The organism is Sphingobacterium lumbrici, from assembly GCF_006476045.1.
Classification (GTDB): Bacteria; Bacteroidota; Bacteroidia; order Sphingobacteriales; family Sphingobacteriaceae; genus Sphingobacterium; species Sphingobacterium lumbrici.
In genome coordinates this window covers 64,910-89,116 of the sequence record NZ_SRZY01000001.1, presented here as the reverse complement: position 1 = coordinate 89,116, position 24,207 = coordinate 64,910, and the positions used below count along the sequence as shown (strand labels likewise).

19 protein-coding genes and 1 rRNA gene are annotated in these 24,207 nt (G+C 39.1%); 13 read left to right on the top strand and 7 right to left on the bottom strand.

Annotation, left to right across the window (positions count from 1 at the left end; translation table 11 throughout):
• Both rrf and E4F24_RS00375 read left to right on the top strand, forming a co-directional pair.
• Positions 1-80: ribosomal RNA gene (gene rrf, locus E4F24_RS14160) — 5S ribosomal RNA — on the top strand; the annotation flags it as partial.
• Positions 81-180: 100 nt separating this feature from the next.
• Positions 181-1,128 carry a tRNA modification radical SAM protein MnmL/YtqA gene (locus tag E4F24_RS00375; protein ID WP_140936623.1) on the top strand — a complete coding sequence of 316 codons (948 nt, stop codon included), beginning with the start codon at positions 181-183 and terminating at the stop codon, positions 1,126-1,128.
• A 59-nt stretch (positions 1,129-1,187) separates the two neighbouring features.
• Here E4F24_RS00375 and E4F24_RS00370 read toward each other — a convergent pair whose 3' ends face one another.
• Together E4F24_RS00370 and E4F24_RS00365 are read right to left on the bottom strand one after the other, a co-directional pair.
• Complete coding sequence (locus tag E4F24_RS00370; protein WP_140936622.1) at positions 1,188-1,655, bottom strand: pyrophosphohydrolase domain-containing protein; 468 nt, start codon at positions 1,653-1,655, stop codon at positions 1,188-1,190.
• Positions 1,656-1,817: 162 nt separating this feature from the next.
• A complete protein-coding gene (locus tag E4F24_RS00365) occupies positions 1,818-3,164 on the bottom strand; it encodes a pseudouridine synthase (protein WP_140936621.1) in 1,347 nt (448 codons plus the stop codon).
• A 316-nt stretch (positions 3,165-3,480) separates the two neighbouring features.
• Here E4F24_RS00365 and E4F24_RS00360 point away from each other — a divergent pair, with 316 nt between their 5' ends.
• From E4F24_RS00360 to E4F24_RS00330, 7 genes are all read left to right on the top strand, one after another.
• The gene (locus E4F24_RS00360; protein ID WP_235891120.1) at positions 3,481-4,179 is read left to right on the top strand and encodes a lytic transglycosylase domain-containing protein; all 699 of its coding nucleotides are present in this window, start codon (positions 3,481-3,483) and stop codon (positions 4,177-4,179) included.
• 172 nt (positions 4,180-4,351) lie between these two features.
• The gene (ccoN, locus tag E4F24_RS00355; RefSeq protein ID WP_140936619.1) at positions 4,352-6,496 is read left to right on the top strand and encodes a cytochrome-c oxidase, cbb3-type subunit I; all 2,145 of its coding nucleotides are present in this window, start codon (positions 4,352-4,354) and stop codon (positions 6,494-6,496) included.
• 23 nt (positions 6,497-6,519) lie between these two features.
• On the top strand, positions 6,520-6,705 hold the full coding sequence (locus tag E4F24_RS00350; RefSeq protein WP_140936618.1) for a hypothetical protein: 186 nt from the start codon (positions 6,520-6,522) through the stop codon (positions 6,703-6,705).
• 11 nt (positions 6,706-6,716) lie between these two features.
• Positions 6,717-7,604, top strand: coding sequence for a cbb3-type cytochrome c oxidase N-terminal domain-containing protein (locus E4F24_RS00345; protein ID WP_140936617.1), 888 nt, complete (start codon positions 6,717-6,719; stop codon positions 7,602-7,604).
• A gap of 29 nt (positions 7,605-7,633) precedes the next feature.
• Positions 7,634-9,022 (top strand): cytochrome c oxidase accessory protein CcoG, encoded by a 1,389-nt coding sequence (gene ccoG, locus E4F24_RS00340; protein WP_140936616.1) that lies wholly within the window; start codon positions 7,634-7,636, stop codon positions 9,020-9,022.
• Between the two features lie 22 nt (positions 9,023-9,044).
• Positions 9,045-9,458, top strand: coding sequence for a FixH family protein (locus E4F24_RS00335; protein WP_235891119.1), 414 nt, complete (start codon positions 9,045-9,047; stop codon positions 9,456-9,458).
• A gap of 6 nt (positions 9,459-9,464) precedes the next feature.
• Positions 9,465-10,157: a sulfite exporter TauE/SafE family protein gene (locus tag E4F24_RS00330; RefSeq protein ID WP_140936614.1), complete on the top strand. Its 693-nt coding sequence runs from the start codon at positions 9,465-9,467 to the stop codon at positions 10,155-10,157.
• Here the strand turns inward: E4F24_RS00330 and E4F24_RS00325 are convergent, their stop codons facing one another.
• Positions 10,158-11,465, bottom strand: a complete 1,308-nt coding sequence (locus E4F24_RS00325) for an MATE family efflux transporter (RefSeq protein ID WP_235891118.1) — start codon at positions 11,463-11,465, stop codon at positions 10,158-10,160.
• A gap of 196 nt (positions 11,466-11,661) precedes the next feature.
• Between E4F24_RS00325 and E4F24_RS14080 the strand changes: the two genes are divergently transcribed.
• Entirely contained in the window at positions 11,662-12,177 is a 516-nt protein-coding gene (locus tag E4F24_RS14080; protein WP_140936612.1) for a Sec-independent protein translocase subunit TatA/TatB, read from the top strand.
• Positions 12,178-12,264: 87 nt separating this feature from the next.
• Positions 12,265-14,496, top strand: coding sequence for a Tex family protein (locus tag E4F24_RS00315; RefSeq protein ID WP_140936611.1), 2,232 nt, complete (start codon positions 12,265-12,267; stop codon positions 14,494-14,496).
• Between the two features lie 35 nt (positions 14,497-14,531).
• Here E4F24_RS00315 and E4F24_RS00310 read toward each other — a convergent pair whose 3' ends face one another.
• On the bottom strand, positions 14,532-18,995 hold the full coding sequence (locus E4F24_RS00310) for a translocation/assembly module TamB domain-containing protein (RefSeq protein ID WP_449448566.1): 4,464 nt from the start codon (positions 18,993-18,995) through the stop codon (positions 14,532-14,534).
• Between E4F24_RS00310 and tsaD the strand changes: the two genes are divergently transcribed.
• Complete coding sequence (gene tsaD, locus E4F24_RS00305) at positions 18,996-19,997, top strand: tRNA (adenosine(37)-N6)-threonylcarbamoyltransferase complex transferase subunit TsaD (protein WP_140936610.1); 1,002 nt, start codon at positions 18,996-18,998, stop codon at positions 19,995-19,997.
• Positions 19,998-20,277: 280 nt separating this feature from the next.
• Here tsaD and E4F24_RS00300 read toward each other — a convergent pair whose 3' ends face one another.
• Both E4F24_RS00300 and E4F24_RS00295 read right to left on the bottom strand, forming a co-directional pair.
• Positions 20,278-21,645 carry a carboxypeptidase-like regulatory domain-containing protein gene (locus tag E4F24_RS00300; protein ID WP_140936609.1) on the bottom strand — a complete coding sequence of 456 codons (1,368 nt, stop codon included), beginning with the start codon at positions 21,643-21,645 and terminating at the stop codon, positions 20,278-20,280.
• A complete protein-coding gene (locus tag E4F24_RS00295) occupies positions 21,632-22,186 on the bottom strand; it encodes an RNA polymerase sigma factor (RefSeq protein ID WP_235891116.1) in 555 nt (184 codons plus the stop codon). The genes E4F24_RS00300 and E4F24_RS00295 overlap by 14 nt, the downstream gene beginning before the upstream one ends.
• A gap of 108 nt (positions 22,187-22,294) precedes the next feature.
• On the opposite strand from E4F24_RS00295, the gene E4F24_RS00290 reads away from it, so the two are divergent.
• Positions 22,295-22,513, top strand: coding sequence for a hypothetical protein (locus E4F24_RS00290; RefSeq protein WP_140936607.1), 219 nt, complete (start codon positions 22,295-22,297; stop codon positions 22,511-22,513).
• A 231-nt stretch (positions 22,514-22,744) separates the two neighbouring features.
• On the opposite strand, the gene E4F24_RS00285 is transcribed toward E4F24_RS00290, so the two are convergent.
• Positions 22,745-24,136: a LutB/LldF family L-lactate oxidation iron-sulfur protein gene (locus tag E4F24_RS00285; protein WP_140936606.1), complete on the bottom strand. Its 1,392-nt coding sequence runs from the start codon at positions 24,134-24,136 to the stop codon at positions 22,745-22,747.
• Between the last annotated feature and the right edge of the window lie 71 nt (positions 24,137-24,207).

Sequence of the window (24,207 nt, the reverse complement as noted above, 5' to 3'; positions counted from 1 at the left end):
CCCATTCCGAACAGAGAAGTCAAGCCCGCCAGAGCCGATGGTATTGCCGTAACAGGTGGGAGAGTAGGTCGGTGCCTTTTTTTATACAGAGCCCTTGCTGGAAACAGTAAGGGCTCTTTTTTTTTGTATTGACAACTTGCATCTCAATACTTAATACTAATTCTTATCTTTGCTTCTGCAATGGCTACACAACTAGACAATGGTATTAAACCGTATAATCATTACGGTGCATACTTGAAAGAGAAATATAATGGACAAAAGGTTTTTAAGGTCATCGTTGATGGTAATTTTACTTGTCCTAATCGCGATGGTAGCAAGGGGTATGGAGGATGTACGTATTGCAATGTAGATTCGTTTACGCCTGATACAGCGCGTAAAATTCCCTCCATAAAAGAACAGGTCGAAAATGGTATAGCGCGCGCCAGGAATAGTTATGGTGCAGAGAAGTTTATTATTTATTTTCAGCCTAATACGAATACCTATGCCCCGGCACATTTGCTCAAAATGCTGTATGATGAGGCATTGAGTATAGATCCGGAGAATACATTAGGTCTTTCTGTGGGAACACGTCCTGATTGCCTCGATTTTGAAAAGATCGCACTTTTGGAAAGTTATTGCGATCGATACGATGTAGATTTGGAGATGGGGATGGAATCTATTTATAATGATACTTTGGAAAGGATAAACAGAGGTTGTTCACATGACGAGTTTACAAATATCATGGGCTTGCTCGAAAATTCACCATTGGAAATCTGTGTACACACGATTTTTGGCTTTCCGTGGGAAACTGAAGAGATGATGTTACGGTATGCGGATGAAATTAACCGGCATACGCAGATTAAATTTGTGAAATTGCATCATTTGCATATTGTAGAAGGTTCGATTATGGGAGCAAAATATAAAAAGGAACCGTTTAAATTATTTTCTATAGAGGAATACACGGCGTTCTTATCCAAGTTTATCCCTTTGTTAAGACCGGATATAGTTGTTCAACGTATTTTTGGTATTGCCGATAAGGAATTACTTATCGCACCTAACTGGGGGCTTCCAAAATCCGGAATTCAAACTTATATTGACAAGGGAATGGAAGCTAGAGGCGTTGTGCAAGGAAGTTTGTTTGCTTCATGATAGTGTGCCAAACGATAATGGATTAATAGCAAAAAGGCGACAAAATTTTGTCGCCTTCGTTATTTCGTTACAATAGTAGCCAAGTCAGCGGGAGAATAGTTGATAGATTTTAAGGTTTTATTATCTCCTTCTCTGAAAACTAAATATAAGCCGTCTACTTCTTTATAATAGCTATCTACGCCTTTTGTCTTATAATGTGCTTGTGTCGCTTTGGCTTCATGCTCGTCTTTGCAGGCCTTACTCATATTAGATCGTTGAACTTCTTCAAATAGCGCATTGAATTTATCTTTAAGACCAAATTCCAACACTGCCCCGGATAATACGTATTGAATATCACACAAGGCATCCGCGATTTCTACAATGTCCTTAGCCTGGATTGCTTCTTCTAATTCTTTAAGTTCTTCTGCAATTAAGGCGACACGTAGATTGCAGCGTGCTTCTGAGGGGATTGTCGGTGTATCTAATATGGGATGTTGAAATGTCTTATGAAACTCGGCTACGGAGGTAAGTGTTTTTGGATCTGTCATATTGTTTAATTTTTGCTAAAAATACAAAATATCCACGATTGCAAAACACAAACACGAACGAAAATAATCCGGATATTTCATATTAGCTTTAAAAGAGAAATTATTTACGTTCGAAACGTGATGGCAACAAAAAAGGTGCATTTGAAAATGCACCCCGTTTGATTATTTGATCAAATGTTTTAATTGAATTAACTCCCTTTCTTCTAAATATCTCCATCGTCCACGTGGAAGATCTTTCTTCGTTAAGTTCGCGTATACTACTCGGTCAAGTTTTATAACTTCGTAACCCAGAGATTCAAAAATACGTCTTACGATACGGTTTTTCCCCGAATGAATTTGGATGCCGACTTCACGTTTGCTCGCTCCTTGTACATAGCTGATATCATCAGGTTTGATAAAGCCATCTTCTAGTTCCAGACCAAACTCAATTTTATTTAAATCTCCCTGGGTTAGATTTTTGTCTAGCTCAATGTTATAAATCTTACTGACATTATTACGAGGATGCGAAAGTTTTTCGGCTAAATTTCCGTCATTGGTTAAGAGTAATAAACCTGTGGTATTTCGGTCGAGACGACCAACAGGATAAATACGTTCCTTAGTTGCTTTGGAAACTAATTGCATGACCGTTCTACGTTCTTGTGGATCATCTGTGGTCGTGATATAGTCCTTTGGTTTGTTAAGTAACACATAGACCATTTTTTCACGTTTAAGACGTTCGTTGTTGTAGCGAATTTCATCTTTTGCCGGATCTACTTTTGTGCCTAATTCTGTAATCACTTCTCCATTTACGGAGATGACTCCGGCCTCGATTAATTCGTCAGCTTTGCGTCGTGAACAAATTCCTGAATTTGAGATGTATCTATTTAGGCGGATCGTACCGTCGTCTTCATTTGTGCGTGATGCAGGTCTTTTAGCAGGAGAAAATTTTCGCTTTCCGGGGATTTTATACCGGTCTTCTTTTTCTTCTGAATTTTCGAAGCCTTTTGGTTCAGCTTGAGCGTCGACTCTTTTTTCATAAGGCCGTTCAGAAAATTTTCTACCTGAAGGAGATGTTCTGCCTTCATTTCTTGAAGAAGATCCAAAGCTTCTTGGTCTTCCACCTTTATCATCGAATTTCTTTTCGAAAGGTCTTCCTGTACCTTTTCTTGTCGTAAATGAATTTTTTTCTTCGCTGCGAGTGTTTGATTTAAACCCCCTTGGTCTATCTTCTCTATCATCGAATTTCTTTTCAAAAGGTCTTCCTGTACCTTTTTTAGGAGAAAATCCTTTGTCTTCTGTCCGGCCTCTATCTCCCTTGTCGTCAAACTTTTTTGTGAACGGTTTTTCAGATCTTTTTGAGTAAGATGAGGTGTTTTTTTCATCGCTTCCGGAAGAAAATTTAGTGTACGAATTACCTTTGGTACCGGTATTTCTTTTGCCTTGACTACCCTTTGATTTGAAACTTTCTGAGTTGTTTCTTTGTTTTTTGGAGTTGTCATCGCGACTGTTCCTTTGATTTTTGAAAGGCATATTTTTAATAAAATTGAACCACAAAGTTACTTAAATTATTGATATTTTTTTTAATTTTTTTTATATAGCGGTTTAATGCTAATTAGTCTTGTCAGCCGGATTGTGAGATGCCGTAAAAACAGGTGAAGTTGTAAGTGTTTGTTTTTTAATTAAATAGTGCGTACATTTGCCAACTCAAATTTGAACCAAGCTATTTCTTGATCGATTTATCGTGGATAGGATAGCAGTAAGGGAGTGAATGATTAGAAAGAAAGTATTATGTAGTAGTGTGATTTTGTTGGCAATGTTGTTGTCAAAATTATACTCAAATCCACAGATGGGATCTATAGAAGATCCATACAAGCAAAAATTAATTGCTTACGCGGTGAGTAAAATCAAAGAAAGAGAAAGCTCACCTGAAAAACAGTTAGAGGCTTACTATAAAACCATAACATTCGCAAATGAATGTCTCCCGATGGAAGATAGTTTTGTTAAACGGAAACTAAGTAAGTACCTCTCAAATTTCTCCTTTAAAAAGCAACAATCTCATTTTTTGCACGAAAAAGCAGCTAAACATTTACCAAGTGTCTCAAAGATCTTGATGTCGTATGGTATTCCTGAGGATTTTAAATATATTCCTTTGGTAGAGAGTGGCTTGGATGCAGGTGTCAGATCGCACAAAGGGGCGGGCGGTTATTGGCAATTTATGCCTCAGACAGCGAGACTATTTGGATTGAAAGTGAATTCGAAAGTAGATGAACGATTAGATCTTGTGAAATCTACTCACGCTGCAGCGCGTTATTTACAATATCTGTACAGTGAATTTGGTGACTGGACATTGGTGGCAGCCGCTTACAATGTCGGAGGAGGAAGCTTAAAATCTTCATTGCGTCGTCAGGGAGTTGATAACTACTACGAATTACGTCTTAATTCGGAAACTGCAGCATACGTATATAAATTAATTTCTGTTAAAGAAGTTATTGAAAATCCGGAGATGTATGGGTACGATGAAAATCTTCGTGTTTCGAAAGGGTAAATTAAAATATAGTAAATATAAAAAGGGTTTGGAAATACATTTCTAAGCCCTTTTTTATTGTCGATCTAGATTTGATTAAACAGTGATGATGGTCATATTTTTGAGAGCTATACGTCATTAGATTGTCATGTAATTGTCTTTACTTTTACTTTCGAAATCAAAAAGATGAGTAATGCAGTTAGAGCACTTTAATTATGACAACAAGATTGTCCGCGACTTTGGAATCGCGACAATTGTCTGGGGTATTATAGGTATGTCAGTTGGTTTACTGATCGCATGCCAACTGATATGGCCAGAATTAAACTTCCTTAATCAATACACCACTTTTGGTAGAGTTCGCCCGGTTCATACGAATGCAGTTATTTTTGCTTTCGTAGGTAACGCTATTTTTATGGGAGTATACTACTCCATGCAGCGTGTGTTGAAAGCAAGGATGTTTAGTGATGTATTGGGAAAAATACATTTTTGGGGATGGCAATTGGTAATTGTAGCATCAGCTATTACATTACCACTTGGGCTGACCACATCGCATGAATATGCTGAGATGGAATGGCCTATTGACTTAGCTATTACCGTTATTTGGGTAGTGTTTGGTATCAATATGTTTGGTACGATCATTAAGCGTAGGGAGCGTCACATGTATGTGGCTGTTTGGTTTTACATTGCTACTTTCGTTACAGTGGCGGTATTGCATATTGTAAATTCAATCCAATTGCCTGTAGGAATGTGGAAGAGCTTTTATGTATATGCGGGTGTCCAGGATGCATTGGTACAATGGTGGTATGGTCACAACGCTGTTGCTTTTTTCTTAACAACTCCATTCTTAGGAATGATGTATTATTTCTTGCCTAAGATGGCGAACAGGCCGGTTTACTCCTACAAGCTGAGTATCCTCCACTTCTGGTCTTTGATTTTTATTTACATCTGGGCTGGTCCTCACCATCTATTATATACCTCATTGCCGGGTTGGGTACAATCTTTAGGCGTGGTATTTTCAATTATGCTTATTGCTCCATCTTGGGGAGGAATGATTAACGGGCTTTTGACCTTACGTGGCGCATGGGATAAAGTACGTACGGAACCTACTTTGAAATTTATGGTGGTGGCACTGACCAGCTATGGTATGGCTACATTCGAAGGCCCAATGTTGTCGTTAAAGCAAGTTAACGCGATTGCGCACTTTACCGATTGGATTGTAGCTCATGTCCATATTGGTGCATTGGGATGGAATGGTTTTATGACCTTTGCTGTTCTCTATTGGTTGCTTCCCCGTATCTATAAAACACAATTGTATTCTAAAAAGTTGGCTAATGTCCACTTTTGGATAGGTACATTGGGTATTTTATTCTATGCTATCCCGATGTACTGGGCAGCGGTAGTGCAGGGCCTGATGTGGAAAGAGTTTACTCCTGAAGGCGTATTGAAGTATCCGAACTTCTTAGCGACAACGTTGGAAATTCTCCCGATGCACATGATGCGTGCGTTAGGAGGAGCATTGTACTTGACGGGGGTGATTATCATGACCTACAATCTGGTGAAAACGATGAAGTCGGGTAAGTTACTGGCCAATGAAGCGGCTGAAGCTCCTTCATTAACACCTGTAGTTGTTAATGAACGTTCGCAACACCGTAGATTAGAACGTAAGCCTGTTTTATTTATGGTATTGGCATTGATCGCGATCCTGATAGGGGGTATAGTAGAGATGATACCGACATTTACGATACGAAGTAATATTCCTACGATCAGTAGTGTGAAACCTTATACTGCTCTGGAATTACAAGGCAGGGACTTGTATATACGCGAGGGGTGTGTGAATTGTCACTCACAGACAATAAGGCCTTTCCGTTCGGAAACAGCAAGATATGGGGAGTATAGTAAAGCGGGAGAGTTTGTTTACGATATGCCTTTCTTATGGGGATCTAAACGGACAGGTCCGGATTTACATCGTATAGGAGGTAAATACCCAAACAAATGGCATTTTGACCACATGCTAGATCCAACCATCACTTCTCCCGGAAGTATTATGCCTTCATATCCTTGGCTGATCGAACAAAAGTTGGATAACAGTATGTTAAAAGCTAAAATGAATGCCATGCGTCTCCTTGGTGTCCCATATTCTAACGATGAGGTGGATCAAGCTGTGAGCGCCGCAGAGCAGCAGGCCGACCGTATTGCAAAAGATTTAGCGACAAATCAGGTAAGTGTAAAATCTGACCGGGAGATTATTGCATTAATTGCTTACTTACAGCGACTGGGGACCGATATTAAAGCTGAACCTAAAAAAGACGAGCTTACAACAAGTGTAGAGCAAGAATAGTACTTAACTATAATCAAAAGAAAATGTTTAAACAGATAACAAATTTAAATGGTGATGAAATGTACTTAATCACATCACTTTGGATCTTCATCATCTTTTTTGTCGTGGTTGGGTTCATGTTATTCTTTATGGGTAGAGATCATATAAAATATATGAAACAAATTCCATTTGATGAATCTGAAAAAGAAATTGATCGTTCAACGGAATAGAAACTAAGATTATGAATTTATTTTTAATAGCAGCGGATACGACTACAAATGTTTCGAACTGGACATTTGGATCTGGGGATATGTATAACGATATTCTAATAGTAGCATTGATTGTGGTAATGATTGTACTATTGGCATCTGCGATAGTAGTACAAAAGGCAATGCGATCTATTTTAAAAGTGACTATGCCGGAATTGGTTAAGCAGGAAGAAGAAGCTAAAAAACTTGCTCGGTTAACGTCTAGACAAAACAGAAGAGCGAGTTGGAATAGCATATTGGGTCTAAGGCCTCTTGAAGAAGAAAAAGATATCGAGATCGATCATGAATACGATGGTATCAAAGAGTTGGATAATCCAATTCCGATCTGGTTTAACGCGTTGTTTTATTCTACCGTTTGTTTTGGTGTTGTGTACTTGTTGATTTATCATGTATTTGGCTGGGGAATGTTGCAAGACCAAGAGTATAATCAAGAAGTGGCTGTGGCTGAAAAGCAAAAACAGGAATACCTGGCGCAGGCAGCTAATTTGGTAGACGAAAGTAACGTATTGGCAGACCCTGCTTTAGCTGCGGCCGGAAAATCTATTTTTATGGCTAACTGCGCTGCGTGTCACGGAAATAATGGTGAAGGTACGATTGGACCCAATCTGACGGATAGAAACTGGATTCATGGCGGAGAGATAAAAGATATTTTCAAAACGGTTAAGTATGGTGTGCCGGAAAAAGGTATGGTTCCTTGGGAACAAACGCTGACACCCGGGCAAATCGCCGAGGTAAGTAATTACATTTTAACGCTTAGAGATACAAAGCCGGCTAATCCAAAGGCACCGGAGGGAACTGAAGTTATTTACGAAGTAGCGGGAGCGGAGGAAGTCAATACAGATTCTACAGTAGTTGAATAAATAACAATAGTGGCAGAAGTAAGGTAATAATGGGAACAACGGAAAAGGAACTGCAAGGTGAGCAATCAAAATCAAAGCGGGAATGGATATATGTAAAGAAGCCTTCCGGGAAGCTTTACAATTATAGACAAGGGGTAGGGTATAGTTTACTGCTGTTCCTTTTTGTGGCTCCTTTTATAAAAGTTGGCGGGAATCCTTTTTTAATGTTTAACCTCATTGAACGGAAATTTTCCATTTTTGGTAATATTTTTTACCCACAGGATTTACATATATTTGTGTTTGGGAGTTTGATTGTTCTTGTCTCTATTGTTCTTTTTACAGTAGTGTACGGCAGGGTGTGGTGTGGGTGGGCTTGCCCACAAACCATTTTCATGGAACTTGTATTCCGAAGGATTGAATATTGGATTGAAGGAGATTGGCAGCAACAAAGAAAAGTGAACGAAGGCCCTAGTACGGATTCTCGTGCTTGGAAAAAAATGTTGAAGCACACGGTTTTTCTGTTGATCTCCTTTTTTATTTCCAATATTTTCTTGGCCTATATTATTGGTACGGATGCTTTATTTCAAATAATGACCGATCCGGTGGATCAACATATAGGTGGTTTTGTGTCGATTATTGTATTTACGCTTTTATTTTACGCTGTATTCGCTTACGTCCGGGAAATAGTATGTACGACAATCTGCCCTTATGGAAGATTACAGGGAGTATTATTGGACGATAGGAGTCTTACGGTCGCTTATGATGAAAATCGTGGTGAGCCGAGAGGGAAATTACGTAGGGAAGAGAATCCGGATGAACGAAAAGGTGACTGTATAGATTGTAAGTTATGTGTTCACGTTTGTCCAACGGGGATTGATATACGAAATGGCATACAATTGGAATGTGTGAATTGTACGGCTTGCATTGATGTATGTGATACCGTAATGGAAAAAATAAATAGACCAAAGCGGCTCATTGGTTTCTATTCGATGGCAGAGGTAGAGGATAAGGCTAGTTTTAAGAAAAACAACTCCCGCGCTATATTTTATACCATTATTTTAGCGTTATTGATGGGGGTATTCGGATATATGATATTTAGCCGTTCAATAATTGGTACATCGCTGCTTCGTGCGACAGGGAGTACTTACCAAACGCGTCCGGATGGTACAATCAGCAACTTGTACACACTGGAACTCATGAATAAAAGCGGAAAGGATATTGCCTTCAAACTGTCACCCGAAAATCCTGATTTACAGCTGCAGCTGGTTAATAAAATAGAAAGATTGCAGAAGGATGGTACGGCTAAGATGAGTTTCTTTTTGATTGGCAGAAGAGAGCATATAGCAAAATATAAAACGAATGTTATCGTAAATGTAATTTCTGAAGGGAAGGTAGTTGAGAAGATGAAAACAACTTTCATAGCACCTCCAGGAACTTAGGTTATAATATATGAATTGGGGAATGAAAATTGTTTTGGGCTTAGCCACTTTTATGTTGTTTATAATTGCGGCCGGTGTTTATATGGTGACGAAAGATACCGATAGCTTAGTAGAGGAAGATTACTATGAACAAAGTCTAAACTACGATCAGGTTTACAATCGTAAACAAAATTTATTAGACGATAGGGCAGCGCCTGCTATTCAACTGAATAGTGACACACTGGTTATTATATTCACGCAGGAAAGTAATAGGGGGACCCTGCGTTTTCAAAGAAATTCAGATGGTTCTTTGGATAAGAAGATCCCGTTTTATACCACGAATAATATTTTTAAGTTACCGACTGCTTCTTTTGAAAAAGGAAATTGGAACCTGGAGATTTCTTGGGATGCGAATGGAAAGGGATATATTGCCAATCAGTCTCTTAATATGCAGTAACGCACAATGACGTATCACTACCTTGCTTTTTTTATGGGCCTGTTTGGCAGCATACACTGTGCAGTGATGTGTGGGCCGCTACTTGTTGCTATTCAAGGTAACCAACATATCTCATGCCGTCAAACGTTCAATAAACTGCTGTACCAAGCAGGACGGATTTTAACCTACGGCTGTATTGGGTTACTGCTGGGGATATTTGGTAGTTTTGCTGTCTTACAGGGATGGCAACAAGGATTTTCTGTTGTTACTGGTGTCATCCTAATTGGAATAGGATTGTTTTATTTCGTGGCTAAAAAATCCAGCAAGTTGGTTCGGCTACAAACCAGAGCAATACAACCTCTTACCCGTGTAATGGGCAAATGGCTATACAGGCCGGGGGGATCTTTTATAGCAGGGATGCTTAATGGTATTTTGCCTTGTGGTATGGTATATATGGCGCTGGCTTCGGCAATGAATGCCAATCAAGTAATGAATAGCTTTTGGTTCATGGTCTTGTTCGGGCTAGGAACATTACCGCTGATGTTTATATTTTCTTTTGCAACCGCTTTACCCAAACGTATTTTTAAAATAAACTTCGTCAGAATTATTCCGTTTCTCTATTTATTGATGGGTATGTGGTTTCTGTTGCGTGGGGCTAACCTAGATATTCCTTATCTCAGTCCGTTAATTCACATCGATGGTGCTCTAAATTGTATGTAACTAAACCAGTTTTCGTTTGATGATATGTCTGTATCTTAAATATAATAGAAGAGATGAAGTCAAGAGCCCTAGCGTCAACCCGTACCATACTCCCTGTACGCCCCAGTCTAGATTGATGCCCATGAAATAGCCTGCTGGTAAACCAATAATCCAATACGCGATAAATGTAAAGAGTGTTGGTATATTTACATCTCCCATACCGCGCAGGATTCCTAAACCCACTACCTGTGTTCCGTCAAACAACTGAAATAATCCGGCAATAATTAGTAATTGAGCTGAAAGCTGAATCACGGCAGTATCCGTTGTGATGAGATGTGGTAAATATTGGTTGAACACTGCGAATAATACGGCTGTAAAAACCATAAAGATCAAAACCAGATGGTACGATACACGTGCGAATTTCTGTAACCTGTAATACTTGTTGTTCCCGAAACTGTTGCCCGTCTTGATTGTCGCAGCGGCAGCGATGCCACTGGCCATCATATAGGTCATGGCGGCTAAGGTGATCGCGACCTGATGGGATGCTTGTTCTAATGCACCAATCTGACCTGCAATGACCGATGCTCCGGCGAAGGCTCCAATTTCGAATACATATTGCATAGCGACCGGAGCGCCAATGCGCAATATGTTTTTAATTCTTTGCCATTGTATAAAGAACAGGTCAAATTTTATCAAGTATGATTTAAAAGGTTTGGCACGCAATACATACGTCATCATGACTATCATCATCAATACACGGTCAATTAATGTTGCCAATCCTACGCCCCGAATTCCCATTGGCTCGAAGCCAAACATGCCTTTAACTAATACGATAGCTATTGCCACATTTAACACATTTCCCCAAATGGTGATATTCATCGCTTGTTTGGTAAATCCCAGTCCCTCCGCAAATTGTTTGAATGTATTGAATATCATTAATGGCCAAATGGATAAACTCAATAAAAATAAGTAGGGCTTAGCCTCTTTTACGACCTGTGGATCTTGATCCGCATAGTCCATTGCGACCATAGACCCAAAGTACACGAAACAAAATAAAATTATACCTGTGACGAAGTTTATCCAAAAGCTGTTGGAAAGTAGTTTAGTACATTCTTCTTTATTTGCTTTGCCATTTTCCTGTGCTATTAAAGGGGTAAGGCCATAAGCAATGCCCAGACCTATCACTAATACGATCATAAAAAAGGAATGTGATAGCGAGACAGCTGCTAAGGGAATACGTCCGGCAAAGTGCCCTACGATCATGGTATCCGCTGTTTGAACCAATGTGTGCCCCAATTGTGAGATGACCACAGGACCCGCCAAAGCCATAGTACTTAGATAGTAATTTTTATTTGCCTTAAGACTTGATCGCATCACGTTCGTAAATTAGCCTGCAAAGCTACAAAAGATATACCTACAAATTGGGATACCTGTTAATAAGTTTTTATGGCTAAATATTTACAGTAAAGTATTGGGTAAAATAAATAATACGCTTACCTTAGCCTTATTAAATTGTAATTAAAGTATGACGACGTTAGCTTTATTAAATATTGGTACCCAAGAGATGATGTTAATAGTAATTGTTATTTTACTGTTATTTGGAGGAAAGAAATTACCGGAATTGGCGCGTGGACTAGGGAAAGGAATCCGCGAATTTAAAGATGCTTCTGAAGGGATTAAAAGAGAGATTTCGGATCAGATCAATAACTTTGAAAAGGATTTGGAAGTGACAGTAGAGGATAAAGAGGTTGCTCGTCAAAAAACGGAGGATACGTCGATATCTTCTTCTGAAGAAGTTGAGGGTACGGATGTATCGGATGAACAGGAAACGGCTGTTGCCGAAAAGAAATTTCCGGAATTTACTGCGCCGGAAAACACGTATCAACATGATCCCGGAGCGCATCCTGTAGATGAATCGGAATATTACAAATATGGCTATAACGATAATTTTGCCAATCAAAATACGATGGAAAATAGCGAGGACACAACAGGTGCTATAGATGAGGAAAAGTCAAAAGATGACTCGGTAAAAAACGCCTGAATAAAAACGAATTAAAATATATGTTAGAGCTGTTGATGTATTACCGTCAACGGCTTTATTTTTCAATAGGGATCTACTAAAATTTTTATGTCACACGAAATTATTATTTCGAAAGAATTGGCGCTTACGTCCAAACAGGTAAGTACTACAATTGGATTATTGGATGAAGGGGCTACCATACCATTTATTTCTCGTTATCGTAAAGAATTAACAGGGAGCTTAGATGAGGTGCAGATCACGTCAATCCGTGACCGCATGCAGCAATTAAGAGATCTGGATAAGCGCAAAGAAGCGGTTCTGAAATCCATAACAGATCAAGGGAAACTTACGCCTGAACTCGAAAAGCAGGTTAGATCTGCCGAAACGATGTCGGCATTAGAAGATATCTATCTTCCATATAAACCCAAACGCAAAACACGGGCATCTGTTGCGCGTGAAAAGGGGTTACAACCCTTGGCAGATTTTCTTTTGGCACAAAATTCAACAGAAATTAACGATCAGGCTGAAACCTTTATCGATGTAGAAAAAGGTGTTTCTTCATTGGAAGAGGCATTGGCAGGGGCAAGGGATATTATTGCTGAAACGATAGCTGAAGATGCGGAGGTACGTGCGCGCACGCGTAGGGTGTTTTTAGAGAAGGGTACTTTTGTTTCGCGTGTGGTGCCCGGGAAGGAAGAATCTGCTTTGAAATATAAAGATTATTATGAGTGGTCGGAGTCACTCAAAGAAGCCCCCTCACATCGTGTGTTGGCCATGCGTCGAGGAGAGAAGGAAGAGTTTTTATACTTAGATATCGAGGTGTCGGAAGAATCGATACTACCATTAATCGATTCTATATTTATCAAAGGGACTAATGAGGCTGCGAAGCAGGTACGGCTGGCAATAATTGATGGATACAAGCGTTTGTTAAAACCTTCGATGGAGACTGAAATTCGTGTGCTGACCCGTCAAAAAGCTGACGAGGAGGCGATTAAAGTATTTGCGGATAATGTAAGACAACTGCTGTTAGCGGCTCCACTTGGACAAAGAAGACTACTGGCAATCGATCCTGGATTTCGTACAGGGTGTAAAACTGTTGTATTGGATGCACAAGGTAATTTACTGGAAAATACGGCTATATTTCCGCATACCGGTGCCGGAGGGGCGATAGAGGCGGAAAAAACGGTTAAACATCTTGTTTCCAAATACGATATAGAAGCTATAGCTATCGGTAATGGAACAGCGGGCCGTGAAACGGAAGATTTTGTTCGCAAATTAGGCTTGCAAAATGTAACGCTCGTGATGGTAAATGAATCGGGAGCTTCCATCTATTCTGCTTCGGAAACAGCACGTGAAGAGTTTCCGGATTATGATATTACAGTACGTGGAGCTGTTTCCATTGGTCGTAGATTGATGGACCCGTTGGCTGAATTGGTGAAAATAGACCCCAAATCTATTGGAGTAGGACAGTATCAGCATGACGTTGATCAGAATAAATTACAAAATGCCTTGGATGACACGGTGATGTCTTGTGTGAATGCTGTCGGTGTAGAATTAAATACTGCTTCAAAACAAATATTGTCTTATATCTCTGGTTTAGGACCTTCTTTGGCACAACAAATTGTTAATTATCGTAAGGAAAATGGCCCGTTTAGTTCACGAAGGGAACTCAAGAAGGTTCCTCGATTAGGTGATAAAGCGTTCGAACAGGCTGCCGGATTTTTACGGATACGGAATGCAAGCCATCCGTTGGACGCGTCTGCGGTTCATCCTGAAAGATATGCACTAGTAGAACAGATGGCAAAAGACCTGAGGGTTGAAGTAAGCGATTTGATTAAAGATGAGAATGTGAGAAAGCAGATTAATCTGAAAGCATACATAACAGACGAAGTAGGACTGCCTACGTTAAATGATATATTAATGGAACTGGCAAAACCAGGCTTAGATCCGCGGGAGCAATTTGAAGCATTTTCTTTTACAGACGGTGTGAATAGCATTACCGATTTACGTACAGGTATGAAGCTATCCGGTATTGTTACTAATATTACCAATTTCGGAGCTTTTGTTGATATCGGTGTGCATCAAGATGGCTTGGTACATCTAAGCCAATTGTCCAATCGTTTCGTGTCTGATCCGCATGAAGTTGTCAAGGTACAGCAACATGTCATGGTAACGGTGACCGAGGTGGATGAAAAACGTAATCGTATAGGCCTTTCCATGAAAACAGATGAAAAGGTTGTGCCTCGAAAGAAGCTTGATAACCCGCGCGGAAATTCAGGTAGAACACCAGAGACAGATATGGGATCAAAGCTGGCGGCACTCGCTAGCAAGTTTAAATAGCGGAAAAGGTCGATTTTTTGAATCGACCTTTTCCGCTATTTTGATTGTATGATTTTAGATTTCTTATCCGTATACGGGTGTGTGTTTTCTTTGGGGTTATCTTCTTTTTTGCTGCTCCAATACCAAAGTCTACGCCAAAATTCTTGAATAGAATTAAATTCTTGCCGATAAACCAGTCCCAATGCGCTGATATATTCAGCATCATTTGCTCGTATTAAGAAATTGCGGGTATAGGGTCGGTTGTACGCCCTAAGCAAAAGATGTCCGTCTTTACGTAAGCGGTATGTGAGCTCGGCATCGGTCGTGACCCCTTCGCTAAAAAATGTAAGGTCTGTGGCTTGGTAATTGCGGCGGTCGGTAATCCCTCCCGTCAAGACAAGCCGATCATTTAATAAACGAACGGATGCAGATGCGTCATTTAACGAGCGGATATTGAGATCGAAAAAATTAACGTTTAACGATTGAGAAATGATGTTATTGAGTTGATTAAAAGCAATTTCGGTTCCGGCTGATAATAACGTGTTATTTACTTCCCGCCCAACATCATTGGTTGAGCTCGGTGTGAAACTCCGGCGTACGATTAAACTCAGTGCTTGCTGATTAATATTGTTTACATCACTCAAATAACTTTGCAATTGATCCTTAATGTAAGGGTTTTGCGGAAAATTCAAGTCAAAAGTAATATCAGGTTGTTGTAATGTACCTTTGATAATCATGTCTGCTTGTGCAAGCACACGTTCATCTTCTCCCGAACGACCCGCGGCGTTATATAACGGGCCGACAGCTGTTCGCTGTTGATATATTGCATTGAGGTTAATGACAGCCTCCCTGGGGTTTCCCGTCCAGCGAACAGTTCCACCTTCTTTAATATCAAAGTATTTATTGATGAAATCTTGCGCTGTAAAATGAAATTTCCCCGAATTGGCGACATAGTCACCAAACATTTCAAAATCTCCCAAACTGGAAATCCGTAAGGTAACTTCGCCCGCACCACTACCTTTTAGTGAACCTAGATTTGTTTGCAGGTTAAGCTCTGCTTCGGGAGTAAGTTCTAAGTCCATATTCATCGTAAGACCGGTAAATAAGTTTTTGGTTCCTTTCTTATTATTTTCAGTGGTATCGGGGCCGATGAAATAGATAAAATCACTTTCTGCGATAGTCATCGCGCTATTAAAAGGAATAGTAAGTACTGTATTCGCTTCAGATTTGGCATCGATGTCGATATCTATCGCCGAAGTAAAGCCTTTAAATCTAAATTTCCCCGTGGCATAAGCTGTACCATAATACAGGTTGTTGTCCTTGTAATTGGTGTTCAAGATCATGAAATTATTTCCAGCCACATTCACGTCAATATATGGATTGATCAGTTTTGCTAAGTCGATAATTCCATTGGCTGTTGCTGTATTTCCTTTAGCATCAAAGAGTTTCAGGTTTTGAAGCATCACCGTATTATTTTGCACCATTGCAGGTTGATTTTCTATCCGATACTGTGTCTTTAAGTAGTTTACAGTAAATTCGGCATCGTTGAAATGCCCCATGCCACTTATTTTGGGGTTTCGAAAGGTACCTACGATACTTACATTGGCGTTAGTTTTGCCCTTTAAGTTTGATACGAGATTCTTCAGAAAAGGCTGAAAAATAATCAAATCTGTTTCATTCAGATTGCCTTTAAGGTTTAATGGCTCGTCATCATTCGATAGATTGTAGTTTCCTTGCACACTGATACCTCTATTTTGAGTATCTGCTAACTTTAGATCGACGTTTGCCACACCACTTTCAGGGTCGAAGTCGGCTATTAAATTCAGTTGGCCAATAGGAATATCATTATATATAATAGGTGTTGTCTGTATATTCGCAGCGACAAAAGGTTGTTTGAAAATAGAGTTTATTTCCATTTTTCCATTCATAAAGCCATGTAATTGTATTCCTAAAGGGTTGGTTAAGCCATTCAAAGATGTTAAACTGAAATTATCGAAAAGCATATTCAGTTGGTCATTTTCATTGGAGAGAATGCCATCCAGTTGTACCCGTTGTTTTGCTTGACTTAATAATAACTTGTTAATGTATATTTTTCCTTTTGAAACGCGAAGTTGTGCATCATTATTTAGAAACCAGTTTTCTCGGTTAATCAGAATAGTGGATGGACTAAATTTGATATAAGCTGGTTTATTGGGAGCGAAATGTATATTGCCATTTAGATGGAGGTAGTTGGTCGCTTGTTTGTCTGACAGCTCAATATTAAAGTGTAAGCTGTCATTGGCTAATACATTTTTGATAGCGATGTGATTGATATAAGCACTATCTGAAAAATTCAATTTGTCGGCGGTCACGTTTAATGAAAACGCATCCTCATCCGCATTTTCGGCAATCGCCAGATTCGTTACTTTTATTCCCTTATAGGTTAAAGAAGGGCTAAATCCGGTGAACTTAGCTGTATAATTGGTAGTAGAGAATGACGCATTCAAATGGGCTCCATCATCTAAGGTGAGTGAAGGATCTAACAAAGCAGACACGGGCTCAAAAGACTTAATCTTTAATTCTAAATCGAAATTTTGCGGATTGAAGGGTTTAATTTCTATACCTATAGCTGGAGCGTATCGCATTGCCAGCGAGCTGAAATACGCTCCAATTGTATTGAGGTCAATGTTGCCTTGCATTTTAGCGTCTACGACATCTGAATGTAAGGTCAGCAACCTATCCTGTTGATCGCCTTGCGCACTGAAATGTAATTTGTCGATATTGAAATGACCCCGGGTAGTCGTCATTTGGATACTATCTGCGTCCAGACCACCGACAACATTGTTTAACACATTTCCAGATAAATTTGTTTTCAAATTAGCATGATGTATAATGATGCTATCTTTATTGACCCAATTTAATCTGTTTAATGCAGCAAAATTAATTTTCCCGGCTAATTGATAAGTGGGATTTTCGGAATTCAGATCAATATCACTGGCATATACTAAACGGAGGTTTTTATCTTCTATATGACCTTGTACGCTCAAAATTTTATCCTTAATGTTACCACGTAGCGCTATTAAGTCATAATTGTAGTTTTTGATAGTGGTGTGCCGGATATTTCCGTCAACTGCTAGTGTCAAATCGTTCAATACCAGGCCAGTCCCCTCATACTTGAGATCTAAACCTGTATTTTCAATGACCTCGGTGTTAATCAGCTTTCCTATTTGAAAATTGTCGGATTGTACGTGGCCGCTATAGCTGAGTTTATTCTTTATATTGATCTTACTCGTGGTGTTGAGCTCTCCCAAAGCGGTTTTGAAGGTTCCATTAACCAAAAAATCAGTGTAAAGTCCCTGAAATTTACCTTGAAAAGTGACTCCATTGAAACGGTGAACTTGCTCTGGTAGTTTAAAGATCTTTCTATTTGCTAAAAGAGGGATTAGATATTCGATATCATCGGGATGTGTATGTAATTTATTCAGGTTAAAATCAAACAGTGTACGTTCGATGTAGGGGAGACCTTTGATGGTAAACTGACCAATCAACTCTGTGTTGTTGGAGGTCTTGAATTGTACTTCTTCTGCTTGAATATTTGCGACTGTTCCTGACAGCGTAGCCTTTATGATATCTGTTTGAAAGATGACATTTTTCATTGACGGTGCAAAAAACTCTATATCGCGTGAATCTACATGTGAGTTTTTTAATCGGCTCGTCACGTGAACTTTATGAATGAAATTTTGAAAATCTTTTATGTTTTCGTACTCAAAAAGTAAATAGTCACGCAGTTCAGAATTGTTTGTTACCAAATGAAATTTGTTAAATTCCATGCTTCTATCCGAATAACTGGCATCAGTGCTTAGCTCCTGGAGGTGTAATCCGGACTTTTCTTTAAACGTTAGTTTGGAAATAGTTGCAGTTATATGTGAAATATCGAGCTTTATGTTGTCGAATATGCCTGAAAGGTGCGTAATATCCAAATCCGAAAAATCTACGCCTCGATTGTGGTGCTTAAAACGATGATTAACCAATCTGATATGATTATTTTCGAGCACGATTTTGTCGAGCGATAACTCAAGTTTTCCTTTAGAGGAAGTTTTTAACTTTTTATCTTTTGAAGAAAAGTAGGTGATGACTTTGCTGAAGTTGGTGCTGTCTTTATAAATCTGAAAATCGATGTAGGCATTTTTCAGTTTTATCTCTTCAATTCTAATCTTCTTGTTAAAGAATTTGTGCAGCACCAGGTGCGCTTCTAAATTTTCGACGTAAATAATTTGATTGCCTTTATTATCTAATAATTCGAACTTCTGTAACTGTATCGCGCTGAAAGGTTTGAAATAAACACGGTGTATGCGGATCTCGCTATCTAACTGTTCAGACAAATAGGCTGCTACTTTTTTAGAAACGTAGGTTTGTACAGTGGAAAACTGAAGCGAAAATAATGTCAAAATTACCAGTAGAAGTATACTAGTAAGTGTAATCAGCGTTATTTTAAGTATTTTTTTGATATTTTTGTAATCTAAAATATTTTTTGTCCTCAAATGGCTATCATCCTCGGAATAGAATCTTCATGCGACGAAACTTCAGCTTCTATATGTATAGACGGTGAAATTAAGTCAAATATTATTGCTGGTCAAGCAATTCACTCGAAATATGGTGGCGTCGTACCTGAGTTAGCTTCTCGTGCGCATCAACAAAATATTATTCCTACGGTCGACCAAGCCATACAGCAGGCCAAAATTACAAAAAAAGATGTAGATGCGGTAGCATTTACCAGAGGACCGGGTTTGTTGGGGTCGCTTCTGGTCGGAACTTCTTTTGCGAAATCATTCGCATTGGCCCGTCAGATTCCTTTGATTGAGGTTAATCACATGCAAGCACATATTTTGGCGCATTTTATTGAGGATCCGAAACCAAATTTTCCTTTCTTATGCCTCACTGTTTCCGGAGGGCATACGCAGATCGTGTTGGTCAAAGATTATTTTGATATGGAATTATTGGGGCAGACCTTGGATGACGCTGCCGGAGAGGCTTTTGATAAAACGGCTAAGATTTTGACACTGCCGTATCCTGGAGGACCATTGATTGATAAGTACGCTCAATTGGGAGACCCTAACGCTTTTTCTTTGCCAGAACCTCAAATTGCTGGTCTGAATTTTAGCTTTTCGGGTTTGAAGACAGCGATATTGTATCTGGTCCAGGCTAAAATGAAAGAGGATCCTCAATTTTTAACGAAACATTTAAATGATGTATGTGCTTCGGTACAAAGTCGTATTGTTTCTATTCTTTTGAATAAATTGAAGAAGGCGGCAAAACAAACGGGTGTAAAGGACATTGCAATTGCCGGTGGTGTCTCTGCCAATTCGGGGTTACGAAGTGCACTGATTGAAATGGGAGAACAGTTTAAATGGCGTGTCTTTATTCCGAAGTTTGAATATTGTACAGATAATGCTGCTATGATTGCTATTGCCGGCTATCAGAAATACCTTAAACAGGATTTCGTGGGACAGGATATTACACCGCTTGCTCGTATGCATGTATAGGTGATTCAGTTTTTATCTAAGTTTCGATAAAAATTTTTTTGGAAAGTGGTGTGCTATTTCATCATTGTAGAAAGTAGAGTAGTAATCTTTAAAACTTTCCATTATGTTGTTTTCCAAATCAGATATTTAAGCAAAAGAGTGGATGGATGTCATCTTTGCAGGACGTAATAAAGAATACGGGGCGTATGAGCATCGTATTTTAGCTCCTAAAGCAACGAATTTGGCTCTTGGGGTGTTGTATTAGCTGTCATAGTACTGAAAATGTAGACGCCCTCTTATTCTATTTGAATTCTACCGTTAAATATACCGGTTTGCCATTGTTTCCTGTTATCCAACGAGGTCCTTGTTTGACAATCTCTATTGCTTTTTTATCCAAATTTAAATTAGCCGATTTGCTGACGAGGATGTTCTCCGGTCTTCCTTCGGCAGTAATGGAAAACGTCAAAGCTACAATGCCTTTTCCCAAATTAACCTTTTTAGTCTCTGCGTTTATATATGCTTTAAATTCTTTCCATCCCGATACCGGTTCGCTTTTCAAGGGAGTTTTGTGCGCTGAGGTTACAACTACTTCGCCTAAAGCGGAATCATGACGATTCAATAAAATAGTTTGAGAAGAATTATCTGCAAGGATTTTTTCTTTTTTGTATCCGACAGCATTAATTTCCAATGGTGCGTTTTTTCTATTCGCTAAATACACGAAATTGCCGGCAGAATCGGTGCTAACCACGTTGTTGTTCTCCATGTCTTTTATTTGAACATTTTCAATTGGGTTTCCTGATTGCATGTCAAGTACTTGTCCTAAAATGTAGTTGGATTGTGCGTCTAAATTCAGTCTTGACAGCGCTACTCTATTATTCGTATTCGAAGAATTTGTGCCTATATCTGGAGCACGTACCCCTTCTGCGCGTCCCTGAATCTGTTGCGGAATATTTGCAGCGATATTGTGTTCTTTGTTACTATCCGATATGCCTCTGCCGATTATTACTTCTTCTTTATTGGGGGTGTTTTGTATTACAATGAGATTTTCAGCTTTTGAAGGCTTTAATGCGGCGACACTATAAGCCGGGCTGTCTCGAAGGGCTGTTTGACGCGGAAAGGCAACATTAGGAATGGCTGCTTTTTTAGTTGGAGTATAAACGCTCGAAGCGACTTTATTCGGTTGTTTTTCCGTATGACCTAAATTTGTGTTTTTTGAGTCTGATGAGTGTGCGATAGCATTCTGGTTGATAGTCTGCTGTTCTTCAATTTTTCCAGCTGTAGTATCTGTAGCTTTATCTATCAGTGGGGTAGGGACATTTAGTTCTTCTGGTGACTGTGCAATTAAGGTGTCTTTTGTTGAGGAACCATTGTTCCAGATCCAATATCCTCCCAAACTCAAAACTAATAATAGTGAGGCAGCAAGAGATAGCGATTTCCAAGGGAATAGACGTTTGTTATTCGATAAATGGCTCCGTGCATGGATACGTTGTCTTAAATCGCTTAAATCTGAGGAGTAATTGTGGAGTTGTTCGTGTTCCATTCCCAATAGTATATCCAGTAGCATCTCATCCTCTAGGAAAGCACGTTCAAGCTCAAACATCTCTCGGTGACTGAGCTCTCCATTTACATATTTTCTGATGTAGTTGATATCTGGATTAATCTTGCTCATGATTCCTTTCCATACAATTTTTTAAATTCCGCTTACCGTTTTGGATATAGCTTTTTACGTCATTCATGCTATATCCCGTTATCTCTACCACTTCCTTGTAGGATTTTTCGTTGATGAAAAACAGATCTACACTAATCCGTTGTTTCTCTGGTAACTTATCTATACAACGTTCTAATTGTGACAATCGTTCTTCTTGGTCTACATAATTTTCTTCCTGATGCAAGAAGGTAGAAAATTCCATAAAATTATCTACGGGAAGTTCATAATTATCTTTGGTGCTTCGCAATGTCATCAAACAGTGATTTTTGCTAACAACATATAACCATTTGGCAAATTCTCTGATTTCCTGTTTGTTTACTTTGGTTATAAGTTCTTCAAAAATCTGCATTACGGCATCTTTGCTTTGTTCACTTTCTTTAAAATAACGCAAGCATACATAATATACCATCTCGGTATGCCGCTGGTATAATTCTCCCAAATACTTTAAGTCACCGGTGGTGCGATAATTTTCTAAAAGAGAACTATCGTCTGTAGCTGACATTTGTGATGAATTGAACAACTTCATAATCAGGGCTCAAAATAATTTTTTTTTCTCATTTATGGAAATTTATGTTTCGAGGCAGGGATCCCTTGTCAAAATTTATAAATCATGAAAGCTTTAACATCATTTATTCTTTTGATTTTTACCATCGTGGTCGGAAATCATATTCACGCAAAGACTATAACAGGTAAAATTGTTGATGAAGCTAAGGTGCCCATTGCCAAAGTGGAAGTGCGTAATACGACTAAAATTACGCTCTTCTTTTGTTCTGAAAGTGTCTGTTTTTTATTTTTAAAGGCATCAATGAGCTCGTTACACTCGGTTTAATGGCGGTCAGGATACTTTCTCGGCTATTGTGTTAGTTCCAATCATGAGTTTTTTTTAAGTTTTCTTTTTGCCATAAAAAAGTAAATGAGGGCACCTATGGCTGCGCTAATGGCCGAAGAAGTGATGCTAAGTGGATCATTCACTAGTCGCGATAAACTGAATAATAGTGGCACTGCTATAATGAAGAAAAATACGGCACTGCTTAATGCCAACTGCGATCGTTTATCCATTTTATTTGTCCAATTCTTTTTGTTGCTCTTTCCATTGTTTCGAAAAGGATTTGTTGGGGAACTTTGGCAGCTCTCTATTCTTTCCCCACGATTTTTTAAAAAAGGTGCGTACAAAGAAATTTTTAAGTTTTCCTCCGAACATATCAATCAGTTTCCTTCTTTGAATGGCATAGGTAAATCCCTTCCACATCCTTTTTTCCATTGGTGTTGCCAGATTTTCTTGGACAGCATCTCTTCTGTTTAGTAGTAGCATTTTTTGGATATCGATGCCTACGGGACATACTTCGGTACACTTGCCACAGAGGCTGGATGCGTAGGATAGATGTTTGAATTCTTTCATCCCACTGAGGTGTGGCGAGATTAAAGAGCCGATTGGTCCCTGGTAAGTGGTCTCGTATGTATGGCCGCCAATATTTTGATAAATGGGGCACACGTTCAGGCAAGAGCCACAGCGGATACAATATAGTCCTTGGCGTTGCTCTTTTTGTTCCAGAAGATTGGTTCGGCCATTATCGAGCAATATGACATACATCTCGCGAGGGCCATCTGTATCTGTTTTTTGTCGTGGCCCATTTAAAATCGTGTTGTACACAGTCAAATTTTGACCTGTTCCATGTGAAGCCAACAAGGGCCAAAACATATCCAGATCCATCATACTGGGAATTATTTTCTCGATTCCCACTAATGCGATATGGACATCGGGAAATGTAGTGGTAAGACGGGCATTCCCTTCATTTTCAGTAATCGCAATACTGCCTGTATCTGCTATCAGAAAGTTAGCGCCTGAAATACCAATATCTGCGGAAGTGTATTTTTGCCGAAGTAACTCTCGTGCTTTTAAGGTAAGTTGCTCTGCAGTAGCATCGGGGGGAGTTCCGAAATTTTCATGAAATAATTTAGCAATGTCTTCCAGACTCAGGTGCATGGCCGGCGTAACAAAATGATAGGGTTTGTGGTCCAAAAGTTGAATGATATACTCTCCCAGGTCACTTTCAATCGCTTCTATTCCTTTTTCTGCTAAAAAACGGTTCAACTCAATTTCTTCGGTTGCCATAGATTTGGATTTTATCACGGAGTTCGCATGATGGGTCTCCATGATTTTTCCTATTTCTTGACGTGCCTCTTCAGCATTATTTGCCCAGATTACTTTGCCACCTCGTTTGGTAAAATTAGTTTCAAATTCTATTAGGTAGCGGTCAAGGTTTTCCATCATTTTCCATTTTACGAGATTGGCTTTTTTCTTCGAATTGGCTAAATTGTAAAATTTACTCTTTCCTCTTTCGAAAGCCATATTGTATTTGTCAATATTTGTCGTAATAATATCACGATGGCGTTGGTCAAAAGATTTGATAGCGCTATCCGTTAAAAACTTATCTGCAATAGTTTGCGGCATGGAACTCCTTTACTAATTTGATTCAAAAATAAAAGTTGGTTACAGGATAACCAACTTTTAAATATAACGTA

Excerpts from the sequence above, each read along its gene's own strand:
- E4F24_RS00375 (WP_140936623.1), top strand. The coding sequence starts at position 181 with ATGGCTACACAACTAGACAATGGTATTAAACCGTATAATCATTACGGT.
- E4F24_RS00370 (WP_140936622.1), bottom strand. The coding sequence starts at position 1,655 with ATGACAGATCCAAAAACACTTACCTCCGTAGCCGAGTTTCATAAGACA.
- E4F24_RS00365 (WP_140936621.1), bottom strand. The coding sequence starts at position 3,164 with ATGCCTTTCAAAAATCAAAGGAACAGTCGCGATGACAACTCCAAAAAA.
- E4F24_RS00360 (WP_235891120.1), top strand. The coding sequence starts at position 3,481 with ATGGGATCTATAGAAGATCCATACAAGCAAAAATTAATTGCTTACGCG.
- ccoN (WP_140936619.1), top strand. The coding sequence starts at position 4,352 with ATGCAGTTAGAGCACTTTAATTATGACAACAAGATTGTCCGCGACTTT.
- E4F24_RS00350 (WP_140936618.1), top strand. The coding sequence starts at position 6,520 with ATGTTTAAACAGATAACAAATTTAAATGGTGATGAAATGTACTTAATC.
- E4F24_RS00345 (WP_140936617.1), top strand. The coding sequence starts at position 6,717 with ATGAATTTATTTTTAATAGCAGCGGATACGACTACAAATGTTTCGAAC.
- ccoG (WP_140936616.1), top strand. The coding sequence starts at position 7,634 with ATGGGAACAACGGAAAAGGAACTGCAAGGTGAGCAATCAAAATCAAAG.
- E4F24_RS00335 (WP_235891119.1), top strand. The coding sequence starts at position 9,045 with ATGAAAATTGTTTTGGGCTTAGCCACTTTTATGTTGTTTATAATTGCG.
- E4F24_RS00330 (WP_140936614.1), top strand. The coding sequence starts at position 9,465 with ATGACGTATCACTACCTTGCTTTTTTTATGGGCCTGTTTGGCAGCATA.
- E4F24_RS00325 (WP_235891118.1), bottom strand. The coding sequence starts at position 11,465 with ATGGCTTTGGCGGGTCCTGTGGTCATCTCACAATTGGGGCACACATTG.
- E4F24_RS14080 (WP_140936612.1), top strand. The coding sequence starts at position 11,662 with ATGACGACGTTAGCTTTATTAAATATTGGTACCCAAGAGATGATGTTA.
- E4F24_RS00315 (WP_140936611.1), top strand. The coding sequence starts at position 12,265 with ATGTCACACGAAATTATTATTTCGAAAGAATTGGCGCTTACGTCCAAA.
- tsaD (WP_140936610.1), top strand. The coding sequence starts at position 18,996 with ATGGCTATCATCCTCGGAATAGAATCTTCATGCGACGAAACTTCAGCT.
- E4F24_RS00300 (WP_140936609.1), bottom strand. The coding sequence starts at position 21,645 with ATGAGCAAGATTAATCCAGATATCAACTACATCAGAAAATATGTAAAT.
- E4F24_RS00295 (WP_235891116.1), bottom strand. The coding sequence starts at position 22,186 with ATGTCAGCTACAGACGATAGTTCTCTTTTAGAAAATTATCGCACCACC.
- E4F24_RS00290 (WP_140936607.1), top strand. The coding sequence starts at position 22,295 with ATGAAAGCTTTAACATCATTTATTCTTTTGATTTTTACCATCGTGGTC.
- E4F24_RS00285 (WP_140936606.1), bottom strand. The coding sequence starts at position 24,136 with ATGCCGCAAACTATTGCAGATAAGTTTTTAACGGATAGCGCTATCAAA.